Genomic DNA, 21,806 nt, shown 5'->3' on the forward strand with positions numbered 1-21,806 from the left:
CCGGTACCGCGGGTCGGGGCGGCAGTGCGGTGCTCAGGCCAGTACTGCTCGTATCGTCTTGCCGCCCCGGTGGGTGCCCACCACCTCCAGGCGGTGGGCCAGTTGGCGGACCATTGCCAGGCCGCGGCCGCTCTCCCTGTCTGTGCTCTGCCGTTGGACCCGGGGGCGTTCGGGGCTGGTGTCGGTCACCTCGACGGTCACTCGGTCGCCGGAGACCTCCACGCTCAGGCGGCAGCCGCCGTCCGCGTGCCGCAGTGCGTTGGACACGAGCTCCGAGACGATCAGCGTGGCGTCGTCCACGCGCTCGGCGGCCACCTCCGTCTTGCGGCGGCGGGATCCTGACAGGAACCCGGAGGTCAGGTGCCGCGCCCGGCCCGCCGACGCGGGCTCCTGCGGCAGCGCGTACACCACCCGTTCCTTGGACCGATGGGCGCGCTGGTGCGCACGCATGGCAGCTCACTCCCCTCCCCGAGAAAAACCGGCGTCCACCCGCGATCAACGTCGCCACCGGGGCCGCGACCCGTGGCGCGCGACCGGTCCTGCCCCACGGTGATGCCCCCGCCCGCTGATCCTCAATCCGCCCGCGATCGCTTCCCTTGCCACACATTGACCCTGACATCAGCTTCAAACCAGACTGAGCGGTCATCCGTCGGCACCGGCGTCGAAGGCGCGGTGTCCGCTCCGCCACGCCGGGAAGGCCGCCCATGAACGCAATTCCTCGCCCCCACAAGGTCTTCAAGGATTTCAAGGCCTATCAGGATGAGATCTACTTCGATGGGCTGCGCGGGGTCGTCCCCAAGTACCCGATGACCTTCGACGAGTTGGAGGCGCGGGCGCATGCCGCCATGCCTCCTTCGATCGTCTCGTACGTCGCCGGCGGCGCGGGTGACGAGCGTACGCAGAACGCCAACGTCACCGCCTTCGAGCGCTGGGGCCTGATACCGCGGATGTTCGTCGGAGCCGCGCAACGCGACCTGTCCGTCGACCTGTTCGGCATGACGTTGCCGTCACCCCTGTTCATGGCGCCCGTCGGGGTTCTCGGGATCTGCGCGCAGGACGGGCACGGGGATCTCGCGACGGCGCGGGCGGCCGCGCGGACCGGCGTTCCGATGATCGCCTCCACGTTGTCCGAGGATCCGATGGAGGCGGTCGCGGGCGAGCTCGGCGAGACGCCCGGCTTCTTCCAGCTGTACACGCCGACCGACCGCGCACTCGCCGAGAGCCTGGTGCGCCGGGCGGAGAAGTCCGGCTTCAAGGGCATCGTCGTGACCATGGACACCTGGATCTCCGGGTGGCGCCCGCGCGACCTGAGCACCTCCAACTTCCCCCAGCTGCGCGGCCACTGCCTGGCCAACTACACGAGCGACCCGGTCTTCCGCGCCCAGCTGCCCGCCGACCCGGAGCAGGACGTGCAGTCGGCGGTGCTCAAGTGGGTGCAGCTCTTCGGCAACCCGCTGACCTGGGACGACCTGCCGTGGCTGCGCTCCCTCACGTCTCTGCCGCTGATCGTGAAGGGCCTGTGCCACCCGGAGGACGTGCGCCGCGCGAAGGACGGCGGCGTGGACGGCATCTACTGCTCCAACCACGGCGGCCGCCAGGCCAACGGCGGACTGCCCGCGCTCGACGTGCTGCCCGCGGTCGTCGAGGCCGCGGACGGGCTGCCCGTCCTCTTCGACTCGGGGGTGCGCAGCGGCGCGGACATCGTCAAGGCCGTCGCGCTCGGCGCCACCGCCGTCGGCGTGGGCCGCCCCTACGCGTACGGCCTCGGGATCGGCGGCGCGGACGGCGTCACGCACGTGCTGCGCTCACTGCTCGCCGAGGCCGACCTCCTCATGGCGGTCGACGGCTACCCGACGCTCGCCGATCTCACCCCGGAGGCGCTCCAGCGCGTGGAGTGACCCCCGCGGCGTGGCAATGGTGTGCTTGTGAGCACGGTGGCTCGGCGGCTCGGTGGACACTTGTACGTTTCTTGTGAGACATTGATGTCTCATTCGGAACTGAGGTGTTACTCCCCATGACCCCGCAACGTGACTCACGGCGCTGGGCCGTCCTCGCGATCCTCTCCGGCAGCCTCCTGCTGATCGCCATGGACACCACGATCCTGAACGTCGCCTTCCCGTCCCTGGTCACCGATCTGCGGCCCAGCTCCGTGCAGCAGCTGTGGATCATCGACATCTACGCCCTCGTGCTCTCCGGACTCCTCGTGACCGCGGGCGCGCTCGGCGACCGGTGGGGCCGCAAAAGGCTGCTCCTGATCGGCTTCGGCGTCTTCGCCCTCGCCTCGCTGCTCGCCGTCTTCGCGACCGCCGCCTGGCAGGTCATCGCCGCCCGCGCGCTGCTCGGCGCGGGTGGCGCGGCGATCATGCCGGCCACTCTGTCGATCCTGCGGCACGTCTTCACCGACGCCCGCGAGCGCGCCCTCGCCTACGCGGTGTGGTCGGCCGTCTTCGGCGGCGGCATGGCGCTCGGGCCGGTCGTCGGCGGTCTGCTGGTCGAGCACGACGGCTGGCAGTCCGCGTTCCTGATCAACATCCCCGTCGCGCTGGTCGTCATCGCGCTCGGCCTGTGGATCCTGCCCGAGTCCCGTCAGCCCCGCGAGGGCCGCTGGGACTGGTGGGGCGTCGGCCAGTCCGTCGTCGGCATGCTCGCCCTGGCGGGCGGCATCAAGCAGCTCGGCAAGGGCGGCCCCGCCGACCCGGTGGCCTGGGCGCTCCTCGTCGTCGCCGCGGTGACGCTCATCGTCTTCGTCCGTCGCCAGCTGCGCCTGGCGCACCCGCTGCTGCGGGTACGCCTCTTCGCGTCCCGCCCCTTCGCCATCGCCGCGGCCTCGATCTTCCTCGGCATGATCGCGCTGGGTTCGGCGCTGTTCCTGATCACGCAGTGGTTCCAGTACGGGCAGGGCTACACGCCCCTGGAGGCGGGCATCCGGCTGCTGCCGGCCCCGCTGGGCCTGGTCCTCACCTCGCTGGTCACCCCGGTGCTGATGCACCGGCTGCCGATCCGGCACGTCATGGGCGGCGGCCTGGTGGTGATGGCGGCCGGGCTCGCCCTGCCGTGGCTGCTCCAGCTGTCGGGGCCGCTCGGTTACGGCGGGATCGCCGTCGCGCTCGCGGTGCTCGGCTGCGGCGTCGGCATCGCGACGACCGCCGCGTCGGTGACGCTGATGGCCGCCACCCCTGCCGAGGACGTCAGTGGCGCCGCGGCGGTCGAGGAGACCTGTTACGAACTCGGCGCCGCGATGGGCGTGGCCGTCCTCGGCAGCGTCGCCACCGCGCTGTACCGCGTGAACCTGCCCGAGCTTGGCCTTCCGGCGGGGACCACGGCGGCCGTGAGCGACTCGATCGGCGAGGCGGCGCGGGTCGCCCACGACCTCACCGGCCCGGCCGGCGCCACCCTGCTCACCCGGGCCGCCGACGCGTTCACCTCCGGGATGACGCCGACGTTCCTGATGGCGGCCGCGCTGCCGCTGGCCGCCGCGGCACTCACCTGGGCGAAGATCCCCAAGGGCCTGCGCCCGACGGAGGACGCGCACTGACGCCCCATGCGCACTGACACCCGTACCCACTGACGCCCAACTGGCCACGTCCGTACCTCAGTTCCCCCTATCATCTGTTCGGCTCAATGGGTTCAGTGAGAGGACGACGGGGACTTGAGTTCCATACGGAAGCGCGGCGCGCGCAGGCGCCGCATGGCGATGGCCGTCGCGGGTGCCGCGGCGGCCGTCGTGGCGGGGGTCCAGCTGTCGCCCGCCGCGTTCGGCACCGGCGGCGAGGACAAGCCGGCGGACGCGCGGCCCACCGCCGAGAGGGACGACTTCGGCGTCTCCCGCACGGACGGAACCTCCTTCGAGAACGGCGTCATGTCCCTGAAGCCGCCACCCCCGGCGTCCTCCTCACGGCAGGCGGCCGCCGGGGCCCCGCACGGCACGGGCTGGAAGTCGGGCGGCGCGTCCAAGTACCTCGCCACCGGCTACACCATCAAGTTCTACGACAAGCGGGCCGCGGACTGGCTCGGCCCCTACGTGAAGAAGTCCGCCGCGGACCTCCGGCGGGTCACGACGCTGCCGGTGTCCGTCGACACGAGGCCGGTCGGCTGGGACTACGTCCGGCCGAGGGGCGAGATCGTCGTCGGCCTCCTGCGCCGGCCCTGCGTTCCCCCGGCCGACGGCGGTTCATCGGGCTGGAAGGTGGTCCGGGACGGCTCGGGCAGCAAGAACCTGAGCTGCGGCTTCTACGCCTCGTCCCTCGCCGACACGGTGACCAGCGGGCACGCGTACATCGACGACGAGTTCTTCACCGCGGACGGCAGGCCCGCCCCGTCCATGGGCGCGACCTACCTGCGCAACCACATCAGCCACGAGCTCGGGCACACCATGGGCCTCGCGCACGCCAACCGCAGCGCGGCCCGCGGCGACTGCGTCAAGGGCACCGACTCCGGCCAGTTCCCGGTGATGTGCACGCCCACCAACGCGTACCAGGACAAGCGCGCGGGCACCTACGTCCAGCAGTACGACATGCAGGGCCTGCGCCACCTGGCCCGCGGCGGCGGCGCGGCGCTGCCCCCGCAGGGCAAGGTGACCGGCATCGGCCGCAAGTGCCTCGACGTCAAGGGCGGCAAGGCGGCCAACGGCACGCAGATCCAGCTCTACACCTGCAACAACGGCGTCGCGCAGTCGTGGATCCTGCAGAAGGACGGCACGTTCCGGGCGCTGGGCAAGTGCCTGGACAACTACCGCAACCAGAGCACCAACGGCAACAAGATCAGCCTCTCCGACTGCCACGGCGGCGCGGCGCAGCGCTGGTCGGTGAATCCCAGGGGACAGATCGTGCACGTCGCGTCCGGCAAGGTCCTCGACGTGCGGGGCGGTTCCACCGCCAACGGCACCAAGGTCCAGCTGCACGCGTCGAACACGTACAAGCGCCAGGTCTGGGTCACGCCGAAGTAGCCCGGCCCGAGTAACCCTTAAGATCACTGCGCACTCGGCACAGCCGGGTGGGCACGATCGAGAGGGAACGAGAACAGTGCAGGTCATGGGGCGGGGCATCGTCATGGCGGCCGTGGGAGCGGCGCTGGCGACGGTATTGGCGGGCTGCGGCTCGGACAGCGACGACGGCGGCGACAGCGGCGACGGCGCCGCCCGTGACAAGGACACGGCGGCGTCCGACGAGCGGAAGGACGCGCGCGCCGTGCTGCTCGCCGCGGCGAAGAAGGTCGGGGCGCAGTCCTCGTACCGGACGGTCCAGACCGGGCAGGGCGGCTCGGACCGGTCCGAGATGCTGTACCAGAAGAAGCCGGCCGCCACGGTCATCAAAGCCGAGGTCGGGAAGTCCGCGGCCAACCCGGACGGCGTCAGCCACATGATCTCCATGGGCGGCACGACGTACATGAAGACGGACAAGGTGCCCGGCAAGAAGTGGTACAGCATGGACCTCGGCGGCGACGGCGGGGGCGCGCCGCGCGCGGCGGGCTACGTCTCCGAGTTCGCGGGCGCGCTCGCGGCGACGGACTCCACCCGGTGGGTCGCCGAGGAGAAGGCCGGTGGCCGTACCGCGGACCACTACCGCGGCAAGGTCGTCCTCGACGACCTCGCGAAGTACACCGGCCCCGCCCTCTCCGAGGATCTGCGCGACAGCTACGTCTCCATGGCGAAGAAGCAGGGCCTGACCTCGGTCGTCATCGATATGTGGGTCGGCAAGGACGACCTGGTTCTCAAGTCCCGTGAGACCGGCGAGGGCAAGAAGGGGCGTGAGGTGGTGAACGAGGAGTACTCGCGGTTCGGCGCCGTCCCGACGATCTCGGCCCCGCCTGCCGGGTCGGTCGCCACCTGGGACGAGTTCATCGCGGCCCAGGCACAGCCGTAGCCGTCGGCCCAGCGGCTACAGTCACCAGCGATCAGCCCCGCCCACCTGGGAGAACATCGCACCATGGCCGTCGACGAACTCGACACCCGCATCCTGCGGCTGCTCCTCGAACAGCCCCGCACCAGCCTGCGCGAGTACGCGCGCGTCCTCGGGATCGCCCGCGGCACCCTGCAGGCCAGGCTGGACCGCATGGAGCGGGACGGCGTGATCACCGGCACGGGTCCGTTCCTCTCCCCCGCGGCGCTCGGCCACCCCGTGCTCGCCTTCGTCCACATCGAGGTCACGCAGGGGTATCTGGACGAGGTCGGTGACGCGCTCGCCGCCGTGCCCGAGATCATCGAGGCGCACTCGATCACGGGCGGCGGCGACCTGCTGACCCGTGTCGCGGCCCGGGACAACGGGCACCTGGAGGACGTCATCCAGCAGCTGATCAACCTGCCGGGCGTGGTGCGCACCCGGACGGAGATGGCGCTGCGGGAGCGCGTGCCGCACCGCCTGCTCCCGCTCGTCGAATCGGTCGGCAGGTCGACCGCCGGACCGGGGTGACCTGGCCGTTTGGCATGCTGGAGGCCATGAGCACCTTCGGCAGGACCTCGGTCGTCTTCGACCTCGACGGCACTCTCGTGGACAGCGAGCCCAACTACTACGAAGCGTCGCGGGCCCTGCTCGCCGACTTCACGGGCCGGGAGTACACCTGGGCCGACAACGAGCAGTACGTCGGCATCAGCTCCGTGGAGACACTCGCGCGGTGGCGGACTGAGTACGGCATCGAGGCCTCGGCGGCCGAACTGCTCGCCGACCTCGACCGCCGCTATCTGGAACTGGCGCGCGCCAATACGCCCGTCTACCCGGAGATGCGGAAGCTCGTCGAGCACCTGCACGAGGCGGGCGTGCCGATGGCGGTGGCGTCCGGGTCCTCGCGCGCGGCCATCGAGGCGATCCTGGCCGGCACGGGCCTGGACGCCCGGCTGACCACGGTCGTCTCCGCCGAGGAGGTCCCGCGCGGCAAGCCGGCGCCGGACGTGTTCCTCGCGGCGGCCGGGCTGCTGGGCGCGGACCCGGCCGACTGCGTGGTCTTCGAGGACGCGGCGCCGGGCGCACTGGCGGCGCGAGCGGCCGGGATGCGGTGTGTGGCGATACCGTACGTCGCGGCGCACGCCTCCGACGAGGCGTTCACATCGGCGGACCTGGTGTTCCGCGGCGGCCACGGCGAGTTCACGGCCCAGGCCGCGCTAGAGGTTCTGGCGCCCCGAAAGGGGGCGTCCCCTGAGGGCCGCCCGCGGCAGACAACAAACCCCGAACCGCTCAAGCAGCCCCGGCCACCCGCTCAGGCGTGAGCAGCTCAGCCAGCCGCTCCGGCGGCAACAGCCCCTTCTCCAGGACCAGTTCGGCGACACCCCGCCCCGTGGCGAGCGCTTCGCGCGCGATCTCCGTGGCGGCGGTGTAGCCGATGTACGGGTTGAGCGCGGTGACCAGTCCGATGGACGTCTCCACCGAGGCGCGCAGCACCTCGGTGTTGGCGGTGATGCCCTCCACGCACCGCTCGGCGAGCGTGAGGCAGGCCTGGCGGAGCGAGGTGATGCTCTTGGCGAGCGAGTGCAGGATGACCGGCTCGAAGGCGTTGAGCTGGAGCTGTCCGGCCTCCGCGGCCATGGTGATGGTGACGTCGTTGCCGATCACCTCGAAGGCGACCTGGTTGACGACCTCGGGGATGACGGGGTTGACCTTGCCGGGCATGATGCTCGAACCGGCCTGCACCGGCGGCAGGTTGATCTCGTTGAGGCCCGCGCGCGGGCCGGACGACAGGAGCCGCAGGTCGTTGCAGCTCTTGGAGAGCTTGACGGCGATCCGCTTCAGGACGCCGGACAGGTGCACGAAGGCGCCGCAGTCCTGCGTCGCCTCGACCAGGTTGGCGGCGGTCACCAGCGGCATGCCGGTGATCTCGGCGAGGTGGCGGCGGGCCGTCTCGGCGTAACCGGCGGGGGCGTTGAGGCCGGTGCCGATGGCGGTGGCGCCGAGGTTGATCTCGTGGATCAGCTCGACGGCCTCGGCGAGCCGCATGCGGTCCTCGTCGATCATCACGGCGTACGCGGAGAACTCCTGGCCGAGCGTCATCGGCACGGCGTCCTGGAGCTGTGTGCGCCCCATCTTCAGGACGTCACGGAACTCCAGGGCCTTCGCCGCGAACGCGTCCTGCACCACCGACATCGCGCGCAGCAGCCCGTGGACCGCGCTGACCGTCGCGACCTTCACGGCGGTCGGGTAGACGTCGTTGGTGGACTGGCTGAGGTTGACGTCCTCGTTGGGGTGCAGGTGTTCGTACGCGCCCTTGGGGTGCCCGAGGAGTTCGAGGGCACGGTTGGCGACGACCTCGTTGGCGTTCATGTTGGTGGAGGTGCCCGCGCCGCCCTGGATGACGTCGACGACGAACTGGTCGTGCAGGTGCCCCGCGCGGATCTCCCGGCAGGCGGCGGCGATGGCGTCGGCCTTGGCCTTCGGGAGCAGCCCCAGCTCCTCGTTGGCGCGGGCGGCGGCCTCCTTGACGGCGGCCAGCGCGTCGATCAGCTGCGGGTACACGGAGATCGGGATGCCCGTGATGGGGAAGTTCTCCGTGGCGCGCAGGGAGTGGATGCCCCAGTAGGCGTCGGCGGGCACGTCCCGGTCACCGAGCAGGTCGTGCTCGCGGCGGAGGGCGGGGGCGGCGGTCATGATGGTTCTCTTCCGGGGCAAGGCGGCCCCGTCAGGGGCGCGGGGAACTGCGCGGCCGGCCACATGCGGCCCGCAGAATTGTCATCGGTCTGCCGAGGCGGGACGCCTCAGGCAGCCTGGTCGGCGACGGCCGCCGGCTCCGCGACGATGCGGCGCAGCTGAGCCGTCCGCTCGGCCGGGCCGGAGGCGGAGAGCAGCGCGGCGAGGAGCGCCGTACGGGCCTGCCCGGCACGCAGCGTGCCGGTCAGCACCGCTCCGGCCGCCGCGAGGTCGACCGCCCCGCCGTGGGTGTAGATCTCGGTGACGGGGCCGGCGGGGACGCGGGTGGTGAGGGCGACCACGACACCGCGCTCGATGGCGGCCGTGACGGCGGCGACGAACTCGGGGGTCGCGTTGCCCGCGCCGGTGGCGACGAGCACGATGCCCTCCGCGCCCGCCTCGACCGCCGTCTCCAGGAACAGCGGGTCGGCGTCGACGTGGTGCATGACCATGTCGATGCGCGGCAGGGACCCGGTCGGCAGGTCGGCGGGCGTCGGCAGCGGCTCGGGGCGCGCCGGGCGGTGCAGGACCGAGACCTTGCCGAAGCCCACCTTGCCGACGGGCGGCGCGGACGGGTCGGCGAAGGCGTCGGCGGCGAGGGTCTGGGTCTTCACGGTGCCGCGGGCGGCGTGCACCTTGCCGTCGAAGACGACAAGGACGCCGAGGTCACGGACGGTCGCGGCGGTGAGCAGCGCGTCGTAGAGGTTGCCGGGTCCGTCGCCGTCCTCGGCGCCGAGCGGCTTCTGCGCCCCGGTGAAGACGACCGGGCGCGGGTCGTCGTGGTGGAGGTCGAGCAGGAAGGCGGACTCTTCCAGGGTGTCCGTGCCGTGGGTGACGACGATGCCGTCGACGCCGGGGTCGGCGAACACCTCACGCACGGTGCGCAGGAGGGTGAGCTGCTGGGCGGAGGTCAGGCGCGGGCTGTTCACGTTGAACAGGTCGATGACCTCGGAGCGTATGCCGTGGGGTATCGCGGCCGTGGCGAGCACTTCGCGGCCGGGGGCGTCGGCGGCGAAGCCGGTCCCCTGCCAGCGGCTCGCGATGGTCCCGCCGGTGCTGATGACGACGATCCGGCGCGCCTGTGCTTCCACGTCCGCGTACCTCCCAGGGTGCTGAGGTCCTTCAGCCCCCGGGTGGTGGGCAGCCTCGGCGCAAGGATAGATCGAACAGCGCGCAATGTGTTTGCCTAATTCCGGCGCTTTCGCAATACGCGTAGTGGATAATTGCGTCATGGATGAGATCGACCGCAGTATTTTGCGCGAGCTGCAGAGCGACGGCCGGCTGACCAATCAGGAGCTGGCCGCGCGGGTCGGGCTCAGCGCGTCGCCGTGCCTGCGGCGGGTCCGCCAGCTGGAGCTGGACGGCGTGATCCAGGGCTATCGCGCCGTGGTGGACCCGGAGGCGGTGGGACGGGGTTTCGAGGTGCTCGTCTCCATCGAGGTGCGGCGCGACCGCGAGACGGTCGAGGCGTTCGAGGCGGCGCTCCAGGACATCCCGGACGTCATCGAGGCGTACCGCCTGTTCGGGAGCCCCGGCTGCCTGCTGCGCATCGCCGTCGCCGACCTGGCCGCGTACGAACGTCTCTGGATCGAGCGGCTGACGGCGCTCGCCGGGGTCACCGAGGTCAACTCCCAGATCATCATGAAGCGGATCAAGGAGCCGCAGGGCCTGCCCGTGAACACCTGAGCCGCGACCGGCCGAGCCCGAAGCCTCCGCTTTGGTACAGACCTATTGACGGCTGGTCTGGTCCAGCCTAGGTTGACGCACCGCACGAGCACGTCTCCCCTTCCCCCACCGCACTCAGGGAGCACAGCGTGATCGGTCGGACGTTACGCCTGCTGGGGTCCGCCCTGGCACTGGTCTGTGTCGCACAGCTGCCGGCCGCCGCCGCGGCCCCGGACCCGGCCGGGTCTCGGGCCGACACCCGTGCCGATACCTGCGCGCTGAAGCCGAAGCCCGCGGGCAAGGTGCTCCAGGGGTACTGGGAGAACTGGGACGGCGCGGCCAACGGCGTGCACCCGCCGTTCGGCTGGACCCCGATCACCGACCCCCGCATCCGCCAGCACGGCTACAACGTCATCAACGCCGCCTTCCCCGTGATCCGCTCCGACGGCACCGTCCTGTGGGAGGACGGCATGGACGCGACGGTGAAGGTCGCGACGCCGGCGGAGATGTGCCAGGCGAAGGCCGACGGCGCCACGATCCTGATGTCCATCGGGGGCGCCACCGCCGGCATAGACCTGAGTTCGAGCACCGTCGCCGACCGGTTCGTCGAGACGATCGTGCCGATCCTGAAGAAGTACAACTTCGACGGCATCGACATCGACATCGAGACCGGTCTCGTGGGCAGCGGCAACATCAACCAGCTCTCGCCCTCGCAGGCCAACCTCGTCCGCATCATCGACGGCGTGCTCGCCCGGATGCCCGCGGGCTTCGGCCTGACGATGGCCCCGGAGACGGCGTACGTCACCGGGGGCAGCGTCGTCTACAGCTCGATCTGGGGCGCGTACCTGCCGATCATCAAGAAGTACGCGGACAACGGCCGCCTCTGGTGGCTCAACATGCAGTACTACAACGGCAGCATGTACGGCTGCTCCGGCGACTCCTACTCCGCGGGCACCGTCCAGGGCTTCACCGCCCAGACCGACTGCCTGAACAAGGGCCTGACCATCCAGGGCACCACCATCAAGGTCCCCTACGACAAGCAGGTCCCTGGCCTCCCCGCCCAGCCGGGCGCCGGTGGCGGCTACATGTCCCCGAGCCTCGTCGCCCAGGCCTGGAACCACTACAACGGCGCCCTGAAGGGCCTGATGACCTGGTCGATCAACTGGGACGGGTCCAAGGGCTGGACCTTCGGGGACAACTTCAGCCGGCTCACCCGCGCTTGAAGACCGCCACCGACCGCGCCGGGACGGTGAAGGTCCCCGAACGCCTGTCGTGCGCCGACGACTTGACGGTCCGGTCGGCGCCGGAGGCCTGGATCGGGTGCAGGGCGTACCGGACGCCCTCGGTCGCCGTCACGCGCTGCCGCTGCGCCTCCGGGCTCGCGTTGAACACGATCACGAGGTCGCCGAGCTTCATGGTGATGACGCCCGGCGTCTCGGCCGTGGTGCCGGAGAGCGGGAAGGAGAGGGCCGATTGGACCTGTCCGGGTGTGGCGAGGGAGAAGACGGATTCGGTGGTGCGGATCTTCAGGAGGTCGCGGTACGCGGCCGACGTGCCGTCGATCTCCGCGCAGCCCGGCGTCAGCGTCGCCGCGGCGGACAACAGGGGCTTGGCGTAGGGCCACTTGACCCTGTTGTCGGCGGCCGGGGGCAGACCGCGGCCGAAGCCGTTGCCCGCGCGGCAGTCCCAGTGGATCGCGTTGAACCAGTCGCCGCTGTCGAAGGAGTTCCGGTCCAGGGACTTGGACCGCAGCAGGTCCGTGCCGGCCTGGGAGAGCGCCGGGCCCTGGGAGAGCGAGGCGGTGGCCATCGCGAGGACCTGCATGCGGGCGCGGGCGGCCGGTGACGTGCCCTCGGAGAGCTTGAAGGCGAGCGCGTCGTACAGCGATTCGTTGTCGTGCGCGTCGGCGTAGGAGAGGGCGTCGCCGGGGGCCGCCGCGTAACCGGCCGGGGAGCCGTTGTAGTCGACGTCGGATCCCTTGACCCTGCGTCCGGAGGAATCCGTGAAGGTGAAGTCGGCGAGGTTGCCGGAGAGGCCGACCTTGATGAGGTCCTGGTAGTGCAGGAGGCGGGCCTTCTGCTCGGCCGGAGTGCCGTTCGCCTTCGAGGCGTTGGGGTCGGTGTACAGGCCGCTGGCGAAGCCCTGCACGCCCGGGTCGTCGTCGAAGGGGCCGCCGCCGCGCAGCGCGTCGCGCGAGCGGTCGGAGAACGTCGCGACGCCGGTGCCCGCCATGTTCTTCTGGGTGGCCTGGACGAAGCGGGCGTCGTTCGCGACCTCGCCGAAGTTCCAGCCCTCGCCGTACAGGACGATGCTCTTCCCGTCGACGCCGTCCTTCGCCACGGTCAGCGCGTCGAGGGCCTTGCGGACGGCGAGGATGTTGGCCTTGGGGTGGTGCCCCATCAGGTCGAAGCGGAAGCCGTCGACCTTGTACTCCCTCGCCCAGGTGACCATCGAGTCGACGACGAGCTTGCCCATCATGGCGTTCTCGGGTGCCGTGTTGGCGCAGCAGGTGGAGGTGGCGACCGTGCCGTCGACCTCCAGGCGCTGGTAGTAGCCGGGCACGATCTTGTCGAGGACGGACTTGTCGGCCTGGCCGCTCGCGACGGTGTGGTTGTAGACGACGTCCATGACCGTGCGCAGGCCTGAGCCGTTCAGGCCCTGCACCATCCTGCGGAACTCGACCGTGCGGCGCGTGCCGTCGGGGTCGCTCGCGTAGGACCCTTCCGGGACGGTGTAGTGCAACGGATCGTAGCCCCAGTTGTACGCGTCCTCGGCGGCGCTCTTGGTGACGCACGCCTGCTGCTCTTCGGAGTCGGGGGCGTGGGCGGGCAGGTCGCAGTCGGGCGTGGTCTGCTCGGCGGCGCGCTCGGGGACGGTGCCGATGTCGAAGGCGGGCAGCAGGTGGACGTAGGACGTGCCGGAGCGGGCGAGGCGGCGCAGGTGCCGCATGCCGTCGGACTTCTCGTCGGTGAACGCGAGGTACTTGCCGGGGTGGTCCGAGGTGCGGTCCTCGACGGAGAAGTCCCGAATGTGCAGCTCCTGAATCTGCGCGTCGCGCAGCGGGGCCGCCTTCGGCTTGCGGAGCGTGGCCCAGCCCTTGGGCGCCAGCTTCGGGTCACCGAGGTCGACGGCAAGGCTCCGCTCGGAGTCGGCGGTGAGGGCGGTCGAGTAGGGGTCGGTGACCTTGTTGGTGACGACCTTCTGGACGCTCGGCGCCCACACCTTGACGACGTACCGGTAGGCCTTGCCCGACCAGCTCCCGGGGCCGGTCGCCGACCAGACGCCGGAGGCGCCGTCACGGCGCATGCGGACGGTGCGGCCGCCGATGTCGAGGGAGACGTTCTGCGCGGTCGGAGCCCAGACGGCGAGGGTGACGCGGCCGTGCGCGAACCGGGGGCCGAGGGCGGCCTTGGTGGCGGCCGCGCTGTAGAGGTCGTCGAGGACGCCCTGGGTCTGGACGCCGGTGGCGGCGCGCAGGGTGCCGTCGGCGGCGCGTCCGGTGGCGACGAGCTGGCCGGTGAGGGCCGCGCGGATCCGGTCGCGGTCGCGGGGGTCGACGGTGAAGGCGGCGTAGCCCTTGAGGTGCGGGTACTTGGCTTTCTGAGCGTCGGTGAGGCCGCCGTCCACCGGGGTCAGGCGCAGTCGGTGCGCCTTGCCGGCGATGTCGCCGTCCTTGACCGTGAGGCCGCCGTGGGGCGCGTACAGGAGTTCGTGAACGGCGCCCGTGCCGGTGTCCCAGGCGAGGGTGGACCGGTCGATCCACTGGGCCCGCGACTTCGACAGGTCGAGGCCGTCGGCCGGCGCGGCCTCGGCACCCCGCGCCGAAGGGGCGAGCGGCACGGCCGTGGCCGTCGCGGTGAGGGGCACGGTGGCGGCGAGCAGGGCGACCGCCACGGTGACGGCGGTGCGGCGCGGGGAGCCGGTCACGAGAGTCTCTCCTTGAGGGGTGGGAAGAAGGTGCGGCCGCCCGGCAGCGGGGACAAGGATGGGCCGGGCGGCCGGTCTTGGGGGCTGCTCAGCAGCTCTTGGAGCCGGTGTGCAGCGCGAGGGCGGTGTTCGGCGCCACGGACGCGGTGAACCGGCCGGAGCCGTTGACGGCGACCTTCCTGCCGCTCTGCACGTCGCAGTACGTGCCGGCCGCCAGGGAGGTCTGGAAGGTGCGGTTGACGGTGGCGCCCTCGTGGTTGATGACCACGTACGCCTTGTCGCCGCGGCCGAAGGCGATGGCGTCGTTGCCGTTGTCCCACCAGTCGGTGACGGCGGCGCCGCGCGCGGTGTTGCGGAACTTGACCATGCTGCGGATCTCCGGCCAGGCGTGCTGGCACTTCCAGCCGTCGCTGTAACAGGCCTTCACGTGACCGCCGTCGGGCGACCCGGCGTCGTTGCTGCTGAACTCGTAGCCGGAGTGGACGTCCGGGGAGCCGTAGGGCCAGGCCAGCATGAAGACGTGCGCGAGGGTGTAGTCGGCGCCGTCCTTGTAGCTGAGGGTCTGGCCGTGGCGCTCCGTGTCGTGGTTGGCGACGAGGACCGCCGACTTGCCGCTCGGCATGTACCCCCAGCCCTCGCCGTAGTTCTTGAGGTAGGCGAGCTTCTCGTTGGTGAAGACCCGCTTCAGGTCCTTGGCGTAGCGGAACTCCTGGGCGTCGCCGGTGGCGGTGTACTCGCCCGGGTCGACGGCCTCGCCCGCGCCGTGCAGCGTCTCCTGCTTGAAGTAGACGCCGGGGTTGCTCAGCCGGGACTTGATGTTCTTCAGGTCGTCCACGGGGATGTGCTTGGCCGCGTCGATGCGGAAGCCGTCGACGCCGAGGGAGAGCAGGTCGTTCAGGTACGTGGCGATGCGGCCGCGCACGTACTCCTCGCTGGTGTCCAGGTCGGCCAGGCCGCCCAGTTCGCAGTGCTGGACGTTCCAGCGGTCCTGGTAGTTGCTGATGTCGGCCTTGCAGTCGTCCATGTCGTAGGCCGAGTACGTGCCGGGATAGTCGTACTTGGTGAAGCGGGAGCCCGCCGAGCCGGTGCCGGAGGCGTTGGTCATGTGGTTGATCACCGCGTCGGCGACGACCTTCACCCCGGCGGAGTGGCAGGTGTCGACCATGTGCTTGAAGTCGGCGCGGTCACCGAGCCGGGTGCCGATCTTGTAGCTGACCGGCTGGTAGGCGGCCCACCACGCCTCGCCCTGGAGGCGCTCCTGTGGCGGCGAGACCTGCACGTAGCCGTAGCCGTCCGGGCCGAGCCGGTCCGTGCAGGCCTTGGCGACCGACGTGAAGTCCCACTCGAAGAGGACGGCGGTGACGTCCTTGCCGCCGGGCGGGGCCGCCTGGGCCGCGGGGGCTCCCGCGACGACGCTGCCCGCGAGGCCCGCCGCCAGGGCGAGCGCGGTGGCGACGGGTCTGCGGCTCTTGATGGTCCGGCCGGTCATGGGTACCTCCTGCGCGTTGGGGGAACCTTCAGCAAGTGCTTGCAGCAAGTCAGCACAAGTTGTTGCGGGTTGGACCGTATGGCGCCCCCAAGGCGGGGTCAACCCTCTGGACACACTCCGGTTGAACCCCGCACGACCAGCTCCGGCTGGAACACGAACTCCGTGCGCTGCACGGGGTTTCCGTCGATCTCCTCCAGGAGGGCACCCACCGCGGCGCTCGCCATGGCCTGCACCGGCTGCCGCACCGTGGTCAGCGGCGGGTCGGTGAAGGCGATGAGCTGGGAGTCGTCGAACCCGACCACGGAGACGTCGTCGGGCACCGCGAGACCGCGCTCACGCACCGTCCTGATGGCGCCGAGCGCCATCAGATCGCTGCCGCAGACCATCGCCGTGCACCCGAGGTCGAGGAGGGCGCCGGCCGCGGCTTGCCCGCCCTCGACGGTGAACAGGGTTCGCTGCACGAGCCGTTCGGCCTCCCCCTGTGCCAGGCCGAGCATGCTGTGCAGCGCCGCCGTGAACCCCTCCGCCTTGCGGCGCGAGGGGACGTACCGCGTCGGGCCGATGGCCAGGCCGATCCGCTCGTGCCCGAGGTCGACGAGGTGGCGTACGGCCATGCGTACCGCCGAGCGGTCGTCGGGCGAGACGAAGGAGACCGGGATGTCCTCGTTGTAGCCGTTGACGAGGACGAACGGCACGTTGCGGTGGGCCAGTTCGCGGTAGCGCGCGGTGTCGGCCGTCAGGTCGGCGTGCAGGCCCGACAGGAAGATGATGCCGCTGACCCCGCGGTCCTCCAGCTGCTCGACCAGCTCGTCCTCGGTGGCGCCGCCCGGCATCTGCGTGCAGAGCATCGGGGTGTAGCCGTGCCCGGCGAGCACCTGCTCGATGACCTGCGCGAAGGCGGGGAAGATCGGGTTGGTGAGCTCGGGGATGACCAGGCCGACGAGGCCGGCGCTGCGCCGCTTGAGCCGGGTGGGCCGTTCGTAGCCGAGGACGTCGAGGGCGGCGAGGACCCGGCGCCTGGTGCCGGTCGCGACCCCCGCCTTGCCGTTCAGGACGCGGCTCGCGGTGGCCTCGCTGACGCCGGCCTGGGCCGCGATGTCCAGAAGCCGCGGGGCGCCCCGGTGGGCGTCCCGCGGCGCGGAGGAAAGCGTCACACCGCCCACCAGACGGTGGTGTCGGCGGGCAGCCGCACGGCTCCGTCCGCGACCTCCGCCTCCTCGCTGGCGAGCAGGATCCGGCCGGGCGCCGGTATCCGCACGGGCTCGGCGGTGGTGTTCACGGTGCACACGAAGCCCTCGCGGGCGAAGGCGAGCACACCTTCGGGGGCGTCGAGCCACTGGATCGCCCCGCCCGCGCCGAGCCCCGGTTCCGCCCGGCGCACGGCGAGCGCGCTGCGGTACAGCTCCAGGGTCGAGCCGGGGTCGCCGGTCTGTGCCTGCACGCTCAGCTCGCCCCACCCGGCGGGCTGCGGCAGCCAGCTGCCGCCGGGACCGAAGCCGTACGAGGAGCCCTCGGTGGTCCACGGGATGGGCACCCGGCAGCCGTCCCGGAAGCCGTCCTGTCCGCTGGCACGGATGAACGACGGGTCCTGGCGCACCTCGTCGGGCAGGTCGGTGACGTCGGGCAGGCCGAGCTCCTCGCCCTGATAGAGGTAGGCGGAGCCGGGCAGGGCCAGCATCAGCAGGGTCGCGGCGCGGGCGCGGCGCAGGCCGAGCTCGCGGTCGCCCGCGGTCCGCAGCTGGGTGCCGAGACCCGGCGGGTTGGCGAGGCGCGTCGCGTGCCGGGTCACGTCGTGGTTGGAGAGCACCCAGGTGGCGGGCGCGCCCACGGGCCGCATCGCGGCCAGCGACACGTCGATGACCTCGCGCAGCTCGGCGGCGTCCCACGAAGTGCCCAGGTACTGGAAGTTGAAGGCCTGGTGCATCTCGTCGGGGCGCACGTAGTGGGCGGAGCGCTCCACGGTCGGGGTCCACGCCTCGGCGACGAGGATGCGTTCGCCCGCGTACTCCTCGAGGACCCTGCGCCAGCTGCGGTAGATCTCGTGCACGCCGTCCTGGTCGAAGAACGGCATGGCGTCGTTGCCGAGCAGCTTGAGCTGGTCGTGGCTGCCGATGTCGGGCAGGCCCGCCGCCTTGACCAGGCCGTGGGCGACGTCGACACGGAAGCCGTCGACGCCCATGTCGAGCCAGAAGCGCAGGATCGAGCGGAACTCGTCCTGGACGGCGGGGTGTTCCCAGTTGAAGTCGGGCTGTTCGGGTGCGAAGAGGTGCAGGTACCACTCGCCGTCGGGGACCCGGGTCCAGGCGGGGCCGCCGAAGATGGACTCCCAGTCATTGGGCGGGAGTTCGCCGTCGGCGCCCTTGCCGGGGCGGAAGTGATAGCGCTCCCGGAGCGGGGAGCCGGGGCCCTCGCTCAGCGCGCGCCGGAACCAGTCGTGCCGGTCGGACGAGTGGTTGGGCACCAGGTCCACGATGACGCGCAGGCCGAGCCCGTGGGCGTCGCGGATGACCGCGTCGGCGTCCAGGAGGGTGCCGAAGACCGGGTCGATGGCGCGGTAGTCGGCGACGTCGTAGCCGGCGTCGGCCTGCGGCGATGCGTAGAAGGGGCTGAGCCAGACGGCGTCGACGCCGAGGTCCCTGAGGTACGGCAGCCGGCTGCGGATGCCCTCCAGGTCGCCCATGCCGTCACCGTTGCTGTCGGCGAAGCTGCGCGGATACACCTGGTAGATCACCGCGCCGCGCCACCAGTCCGTGCGCGTCTCGGTGGCGGGGGCGGCAGGGGCAGCGAGATGCTGGGTCATGTCTTCCCTGGGGATCGAGTGGGGTGGGGGCGGGACGTCGTGGAGCGGGACGCCTCAGGACTTCGTCGCGCCCGCCGTCAGGCCGGAGACCAGGTGGCGCTGGGCGAAGCCGAAGATGACCGCGGCGGGCACCGCGACGATCACGGCGGACGCCGTCAGCGAACCCCAGTCGCTGGTGTACTGGTTGACGAAGGTCTGCAGGCCGCCGGCGAGCGTGAGGTTCTCCTCGCCGGTCATGAAGGCGGAGGCGTAGGCGACCTCGGCCCAGCCGGTGATGAAGCTGTAGAACCCGGTGACGGCGAGGCCCGGCTTGGCCAGGGGCACGATGAGCCGCCAGAACGTGCCGAACGGATTGAGCCCGTCGACCCGCCCGGCCTCGTCGATCTCGACCGGGATGGTGTCGAAGTAGCCCTTCATCATCCAGGCGCAGAACGGCACGGCGATCGTCAGATAGGTGACGACGAGCCCGACGGGCTGGTTGAGCAGGCCGAGGCTCGCGAGCAGGTTGTACAGCGGCACGATGAGCACCGCGACCGGGAACATCTGCGTGATCAGGAGCATCCACATCAGCGGCCGCATGCCGGGGAACTTGAAGCGGCTCACCGCGTAGCCGGTCGTGGCCGCGATGAAGACGCCGATCACCGTGGTCAGGCCCACCACGACGAGGGAGTTGAGGATCCAGTTCGGGAACTCGGTGTCGTTCAGGACGTGGTCGTAGTTGCCGAGGGTGAAGTCCTTCACCAGGTCGGTGGAGAAGGCCTCGCTCTCCGGCTTGAACGACGTGACCAGGAGCCACAGCGGCGGCAGGACCGCGATGGCGCTGGCCAGCAGCAGGGTCGCGTGCAGGGCGACCGACGCCAGCGGGCCGCGCTCGTCGCGCCCCCTGGGCTTTCGCTGCTTCACCTTCGGTTCGGTCGGCACGGTGGTCACCACACCTCTCCCTGCTTGCGGAGCGCGCGGCGGTAGGCCACCGCGATGATCGACAGAAGGGCGAGGATGAGCACGCCCCAGGCCGCGGAGCCCGCGAAGTCGCGGGGGCTGACGACGAACGAGAGCCGATAGGCGTACGTCACCAGGATCTCGGTGGAGTCTCCTGGGCCGCCCCTGGTCAGCAGGAAGATCACCGGGAACATGTTGAAGGTCCAGATGCCGCTGATCAGGATCACCGTGCTGGCCACGGAGCGCAGCCCCGGCAGGGTGATGTGCCGGAAGCGCTGCCAGGGGCCCGCGCCGTCCATCTCGGCCGCCTCGTAGAGCTCGCCCGGGATGGACTGCAGGCCGCCGAGCATGGCCACCAGCATGAACGGCACGCCGAGCCAGACGTTGACGGTGATCACCGAGAGCTTGGCCCAGGTCGGGTCGTTGAGCCACGGGACCGCGTCGATGCCGCCGCCCGCGAGGAGCTTGTTCAGCAGGCCCTTCTTCTCGTTGAAGAGGAGCCGCCAGGTGAAGACGGAGACGAAGGCAGGCACCGCCCACGGCAGGATGAGCGCCATCCGGTAGAGGGAGCGGCCCGCCAGCCTGCGGTTGAGCATCGTGGCGAGCGCGAGACCGAGCACGAAGGACAGCGCGACGCAGGACACGGTCCACACGACGGTCCAGGTGAGCCGGTCCCAGAAGACGCCGTCGGACAGGATCGCCTGGTAGTTGTCGAGGCCGACGGACTCGTAGGTGGCGGGGATGTCGTTGACGCCGATGTGCCGCTCGACGTTCGCCTCGTTGGCGTTGGTCGTCGACAGGTACACGCCCCGCACCAGCGGATAGCCGACGATCACGCCGATCACGATGACCACGGGGGCGACCATGGCCCACGCGTACCAGTAGGTGGCGAACGCCCTGCGCAGCCGTCCTGGATTCTTGGCGGGGCGGTGGCCGCGGCCGCGGATGCGCTGCGCATCCGCGGCCTTCACCACCGACCGGCCCGTCTCGACAGCCATGGGTCGGTCAGCCCTCCCTCTTACTCGTCGTCCTTGAGGAGTTACTTGTAGTCCTTGAGGAGCTTGCGGTAGGCGTCACCGATGCCCTTGGCGCCGTTCTCGGGCGAGGTCTTGCCGCTGAGCACCTTGCCCAGCTGCAGCCGGATCGGCTCGAAGAGCGCGTTGGCCTCCGGGATCCACGGCCGCTGCACGGACTTCTCCACGGCGGGCTTGAAGAACTGCACCATCTGGTTGTCCTTGACGGACTTCACGTCGTAGACGGAGGTGCGGGTCGGCAGCAGGCTGAGCTCCTCGGTGGTCTGCTGCTGCGCCTTGGCGGAGCTCATGTACTTGATGAACTCGTACGACGCGTCGAGGTTCTCGGACCCGGCGTACGCGGCGAGGTTCCAGCCGCCCTGCGGGGCGCCCTGGCGCGCGCTGCCCGCCGGGGCCGGGGCGACGCCGAGGTTACCCTTGTCACCCTTGAACTCCTTGCCCTGCAAGGCGCCTTCGATGGACCAGGGGCCGTCGAGCGCCATCGCGACGTCGCCGTCCTTGAAGGCGTTGAGCTGGTTGTTGTAGCCGTCGCTCGCGTCGGTGACCGCCGCCTTGGAGTCGACGAGGTCCTTCATCACCGAGAAGGCCTTGGCGCCCTCGGGGTCGTCGACGGTGACCTTCTTGTTCTTGGTGTCCAGGAGGTCGCCGCCCTCTCCGTAGAGGTACGGGAGGTAGTAGTACGGGTCGTCGCCGCGGAGGTAGAGGCCGGTCTTGCCGGACTTGGACTTGATCTTCTTCGCGGCGGCCTTCACGTCGTCGAAGGACTTGGGCACGTCGACGCCGGCGGCCTTGAGCATCTTCTTGTTGTAGAAGAGCGCGAGGGTGTCGATGGTCTGCGGCGCGGCGTATGTCTTGCCCTTGAACTTCGTGCTCGCGGCGGCCTGCGGGAGGTAGTCGTCGGCCTTGTCGAGGGCGACGGTGTCGTCGAGCGGGGCGAGGTAGCCGAGCGAGGCGAAGTCCTGGGTCCAGGCGACCTCGGTGCGCATGACGTCCGGGGCGCCGGAGTTGCCGCCCGCGGCGTTCTTGAACTTGGCGTTGGCCTCGCCGAACGGCACGTTCACATAGTCGACCTCGACGTCGGGGTGCAGCTTCTCGAACCCCTTGGCGATCTTCTCGTACGCGCCCTTCTCGGCGTCGTTCGAGGTGTCCCAGAAGGTCACGGTGCCGGAGAGCTTCCCGTCCTTGCTCTTGCCGCTGCCCTCGTCGTCGCCCCCGCAGGCTGCCGCTGTCATGGCCAGGGCAGCAATCAGCCCGGTGGCCGCTATGCCACGCCGCATGTGAACTCCTTCAACTGATCCCGGAATCACGGGGAGACGAAGAGGTGCCTCCTGCTGGCCGCTCTC

At 70.7% G+C, this 21,806-nt stretch carries 17 protein-coding genes and 1 pseudogene; 8 read left to right on the forward strand and 10 right to left on the reverse strand.

Translation table 11 applies throughout. The features are described 5' to 3' along the window. Nucleotides 1-33 precede the first annotated feature (33 nt). The gene (locus ACH4D5_RS36560; protein WP_398311772.1) at nt 34-450 is read right to left on the reverse strand and encodes an ATP-binding protein; all 417 of its coding nucleotides are present in this window, start codon (nt 448-450) and stop codon (nt 34-36) included. Between the two features lie 254 nt (nt 451-704). Between ACH4D5_RS36560 and ACH4D5_RS36565 the strand changes: the two genes are divergently transcribed. From ACH4D5_RS36565 to ACH4D5_RS36590, 6 genes are all read left to right on the forward strand, one after another. Continuing rightward, entirely contained in the window at nt 705-1,898 is a 1,194-nt protein-coding gene (locus ACH4D5_RS36565) for an alpha-hydroxy-acid oxidizing protein (protein ID WP_398311775.1), read from the forward strand. 116 nt (nt 1,899-2,014) lie between these two features. After that, nucleotides 2,015-3,535 (forward strand): MFS transporter, encoded by a 1,521-nt coding sequence (locus ACH4D5_RS36570; protein WP_398311778.1) that lies wholly within the window; start codon nt 2,015-2,017, stop codon nt 3,533-3,535. Between the two features lie 114 nt (nt 3,536-3,649). Further along, on the forward strand, nt 3,650-4,945 hold the full coding sequence (locus tag ACH4D5_RS36575) for a ricin-type beta-trefoil lectin domain protein (RefSeq protein WP_398311781.1): 1,296 nt from the start codon (nt 3,650-3,652) through the stop codon (nt 4,943-4,945). Nucleotides 4,946-5,030: 85 nt separating this feature from the next. Further along, nucleotides 5,031-5,861 carry a hypothetical protein gene (locus tag ACH4D5_RS36580; protein WP_398311784.1) on the forward strand — a complete coding sequence of 277 codons (831 nt, stop codon included), beginning with the start codon at nt 5,031-5,033 and terminating at the stop codon, nt 5,859-5,861. A 63-nt stretch (nt 5,862-5,924) separates the two neighbouring features. After that, nucleotides 5,925-6,407 carry an Lrp/AsnC family transcriptional regulator gene (locus ACH4D5_RS36585; protein ID WP_398311787.1) on the forward strand — a complete coding sequence of 161 codons (483 nt, stop codon included), beginning with the start codon at nt 5,925-5,927 and terminating at the stop codon, nt 6,405-6,407. A gap of 26 nt (nt 6,408-6,433) precedes the next feature. Continuing rightward, nucleotides 6,434-7,198 (forward strand): HAD family hydrolase, encoded by a 765-nt coding sequence (locus ACH4D5_RS36590; RefSeq protein WP_398311790.1) that lies wholly within the window; start codon nt 6,434-6,436, stop codon nt 7,196-7,198. On the opposite strand, the gene aspA is transcribed toward ACH4D5_RS36590, so the two are convergent. After that, nucleotides 7,167-8,570 carry an aspartate ammonia-lyase gene (gene aspA, locus ACH4D5_RS36595; RefSeq protein ID WP_398311793.1) on the reverse strand — a complete coding sequence of 468 codons (1,404 nt, stop codon included), beginning with the start codon at nt 8,568-8,570 and terminating at the stop codon, nt 7,167-7,169. The two genes, ACH4D5_RS36590 and aspA, sit on opposite strands and share 32 nt — an antisense overlap. Nucleotides 8,571-8,677: 107 nt before the next feature. Then, complete coding sequence (locus tag ACH4D5_RS36600; RefSeq protein ID WP_398311796.1) at nt 8,678-9,700, reverse strand: asparaginase; 1,023 nt, start codon at nt 9,698-9,700, stop codon at nt 8,678-8,680. Nucleotides 9,701-9,839: 139 nt separating this feature from the next. On the opposite strand from ACH4D5_RS36600, the gene ACH4D5_RS36605 reads away from it, so the two are divergent. Together ACH4D5_RS36605 and ACH4D5_RS36610 are read left to right on the forward strand one after the other, a co-directional pair. Beyond that, nucleotides 9,840-10,295, forward strand: a complete 456-nt coding sequence (locus ACH4D5_RS36605) for an Lrp/AsnC family transcriptional regulator (protein ID WP_398311799.1) — start codon at nt 9,840-9,842, stop codon at nt 10,293-10,295. Between the two features lie 128 nt (nt 10,296-10,423). Beyond that, nucleotides 10,424-11,497, forward strand: coding sequence for a chitinase (locus ACH4D5_RS36610; protein ID WP_398311802.1), 1,074 nt, complete (start codon nt 10,424-10,426; stop codon nt 11,495-11,497). Here the strand turns inward: ACH4D5_RS36610 and pulA are convergent. The 7 genes and pseudogenes from pulA to ACH4D5_RS36645 form a co-directional block, all read right to left on the reverse strand. Beyond that, nucleotides 11,484-14,201, reverse strand: coding sequence for a pullulanase-type alpha-1,6-glucosidase (gene pulA, locus ACH4D5_RS36615; protein WP_398311805.1), 2,718 nt, complete (start codon nt 14,199-14,201; stop codon nt 11,484-11,486). The two genes, ACH4D5_RS36610 and pulA, sit on opposite strands and share 14 nt — an antisense overlap. A 91-nt stretch (nt 14,202-14,292) precedes the next feature. Next, a pseudogene (locus ACH4D5_RS36620) lies at nt 14,293-15,690 on the reverse strand (alpha-amylase family glycosyl hydrolase); the annotation flags it as partial. 98 nt (nt 15,691-15,788) lie between these two features. Further along, nucleotides 15,789-16,853: a LacI family DNA-binding transcriptional regulator gene (locus tag ACH4D5_RS36625; RefSeq protein WP_398311808.1), complete on the reverse strand. Its 1,065-nt coding sequence runs from the start codon at nt 16,851-16,853 to the stop codon at nt 15,789-15,791. Further along, nucleotides 16,841-18,490 carry a glycoside hydrolase family 13 protein gene (locus ACH4D5_RS36630; RefSeq protein WP_398311811.1) on the reverse strand — a complete coding sequence of 550 codons (1,650 nt, stop codon included), beginning with the start codon at nt 18,488-18,490 and terminating at the stop codon, nt 16,841-16,843. The genes ACH4D5_RS36625 and ACH4D5_RS36630 overlap by 13 nt, the downstream gene beginning before the upstream one ends. A 54-nt stretch (nt 18,491-18,544) precedes the next feature. Next, nucleotides 18,545-19,420 carry a sugar ABC transporter permease gene (locus ACH4D5_RS36635; RefSeq protein WP_398311814.1) on the reverse strand — a complete coding sequence of 292 codons (876 nt, stop codon included), beginning with the start codon at nt 19,418-19,420 and terminating at the stop codon, nt 18,545-18,547. Continuing rightward, entirely contained in the window at nt 19,417-20,427 is a 1,011-nt protein-coding gene (locus tag ACH4D5_RS36640) for a carbohydrate ABC transporter permease (protein ID WP_398311817.1), read from the reverse strand. The genes ACH4D5_RS36635 and ACH4D5_RS36640 overlap by 4 nt, the downstream gene beginning before the upstream one ends. Nucleotides 20,428-20,468: 41 nt before the next feature. Next, the gene (locus ACH4D5_RS36645) at nt 20,469-21,740 is read right to left on the reverse strand and encodes an extracellular solute-binding protein (RefSeq protein WP_398311820.1); all 1,272 of its coding nucleotides are present in this window, start codon (nt 21,738-21,740) and stop codon (nt 20,469-20,471) included. Nucleotides 21,741-21,806: the final 66 nt, after the last annotated feature.

It is taken from the genome of Streptomyces sp. NPDC018029 (assembly GCF_044327655.1).
Classification (GTDB): Bacteria; Actinomycetota; Actinomycetes; order Streptomycetales; family Streptomycetaceae; genus Streptomyces.

What these genes read in the sequence shown, in the direction of transcription:
- ACH4D5_RS36580 (WP_398311784.1), top strand. Translation starts at nt 5,031, where the DNA reads ATGGGGCGGGGCATCGTCATGGCGGCCGTGGGAGCGGCGCTGGCGACG.
- ACH4D5_RS36645 (WP_398311820.1), bottom strand. Translation starts at nt 21,740, where the DNA reads ATGCGGCGTGGCATAGCGGCCACCGGGCTGATTGCTGCCCTGGCCATG.
- ACH4D5_RS36585 (WP_398311787.1), top strand. Translation starts at nt 5,925, where the DNA reads ATGGCCGTCGACGAACTCGACACCCGCATCCTGCGGCTGCTCCTCGAA.
- ACH4D5_RS36640 (WP_398311817.1), bottom strand. Translation starts at nt 20,427, where the DNA reads ATGGCTGTCGAGACGGGCCGGTCGGTGGTGAAGGCCGCGGATGCGCAG.
- ACH4D5_RS36605 (WP_398311799.1), top strand. Translation starts at nt 9,840, where the DNA reads ATGGATGAGATCGACCGCAGTATTTTGCGCGAGCTGCAGAGCGACGGC.
- aspA (WP_398311793.1), bottom strand. Translation starts at nt 8,570, where the DNA reads ATGACCGCCGCCCCCGCCCTCCGCCGCGAGCACGACCTGCTCGGTGAC.
- ACH4D5_RS36570 (WP_398311778.1), top strand. Translation starts at nt 2,015, where the DNA reads ATGACCCCGCAACGTGACTCACGGCGCTGGGCCGTCCTCGCGATCCTC.
- ACH4D5_RS36560 (WP_398311772.1), bottom strand. Translation starts at nt 450, where the DNA reads ATGCGTGCGCACCAGCGCGCCCATCGGTCCAAGGAACGGGTGGTGTAC.
- ACH4D5_RS36630 (WP_398311811.1), bottom strand. Translation starts at nt 18,490, where the DNA reads ATGACCCAGCATCTCGCTGCCCCTGCCGCCCCCGCCACCGAGACGCGC.
- ACH4D5_RS36590 (WP_398311790.1), top strand. Translation starts at nt 6,434, where the DNA reads ATGAGCACCTTCGGCAGGACCTCGGTCGTCTTCGACCTCGACGGCACT.
- ACH4D5_RS36565 (WP_398311775.1), top strand. Translation starts at nt 705, where the DNA reads ATGAACGCAATTCCTCGCCCCCACAAGGTCTTCAAGGATTTCAAGGCC.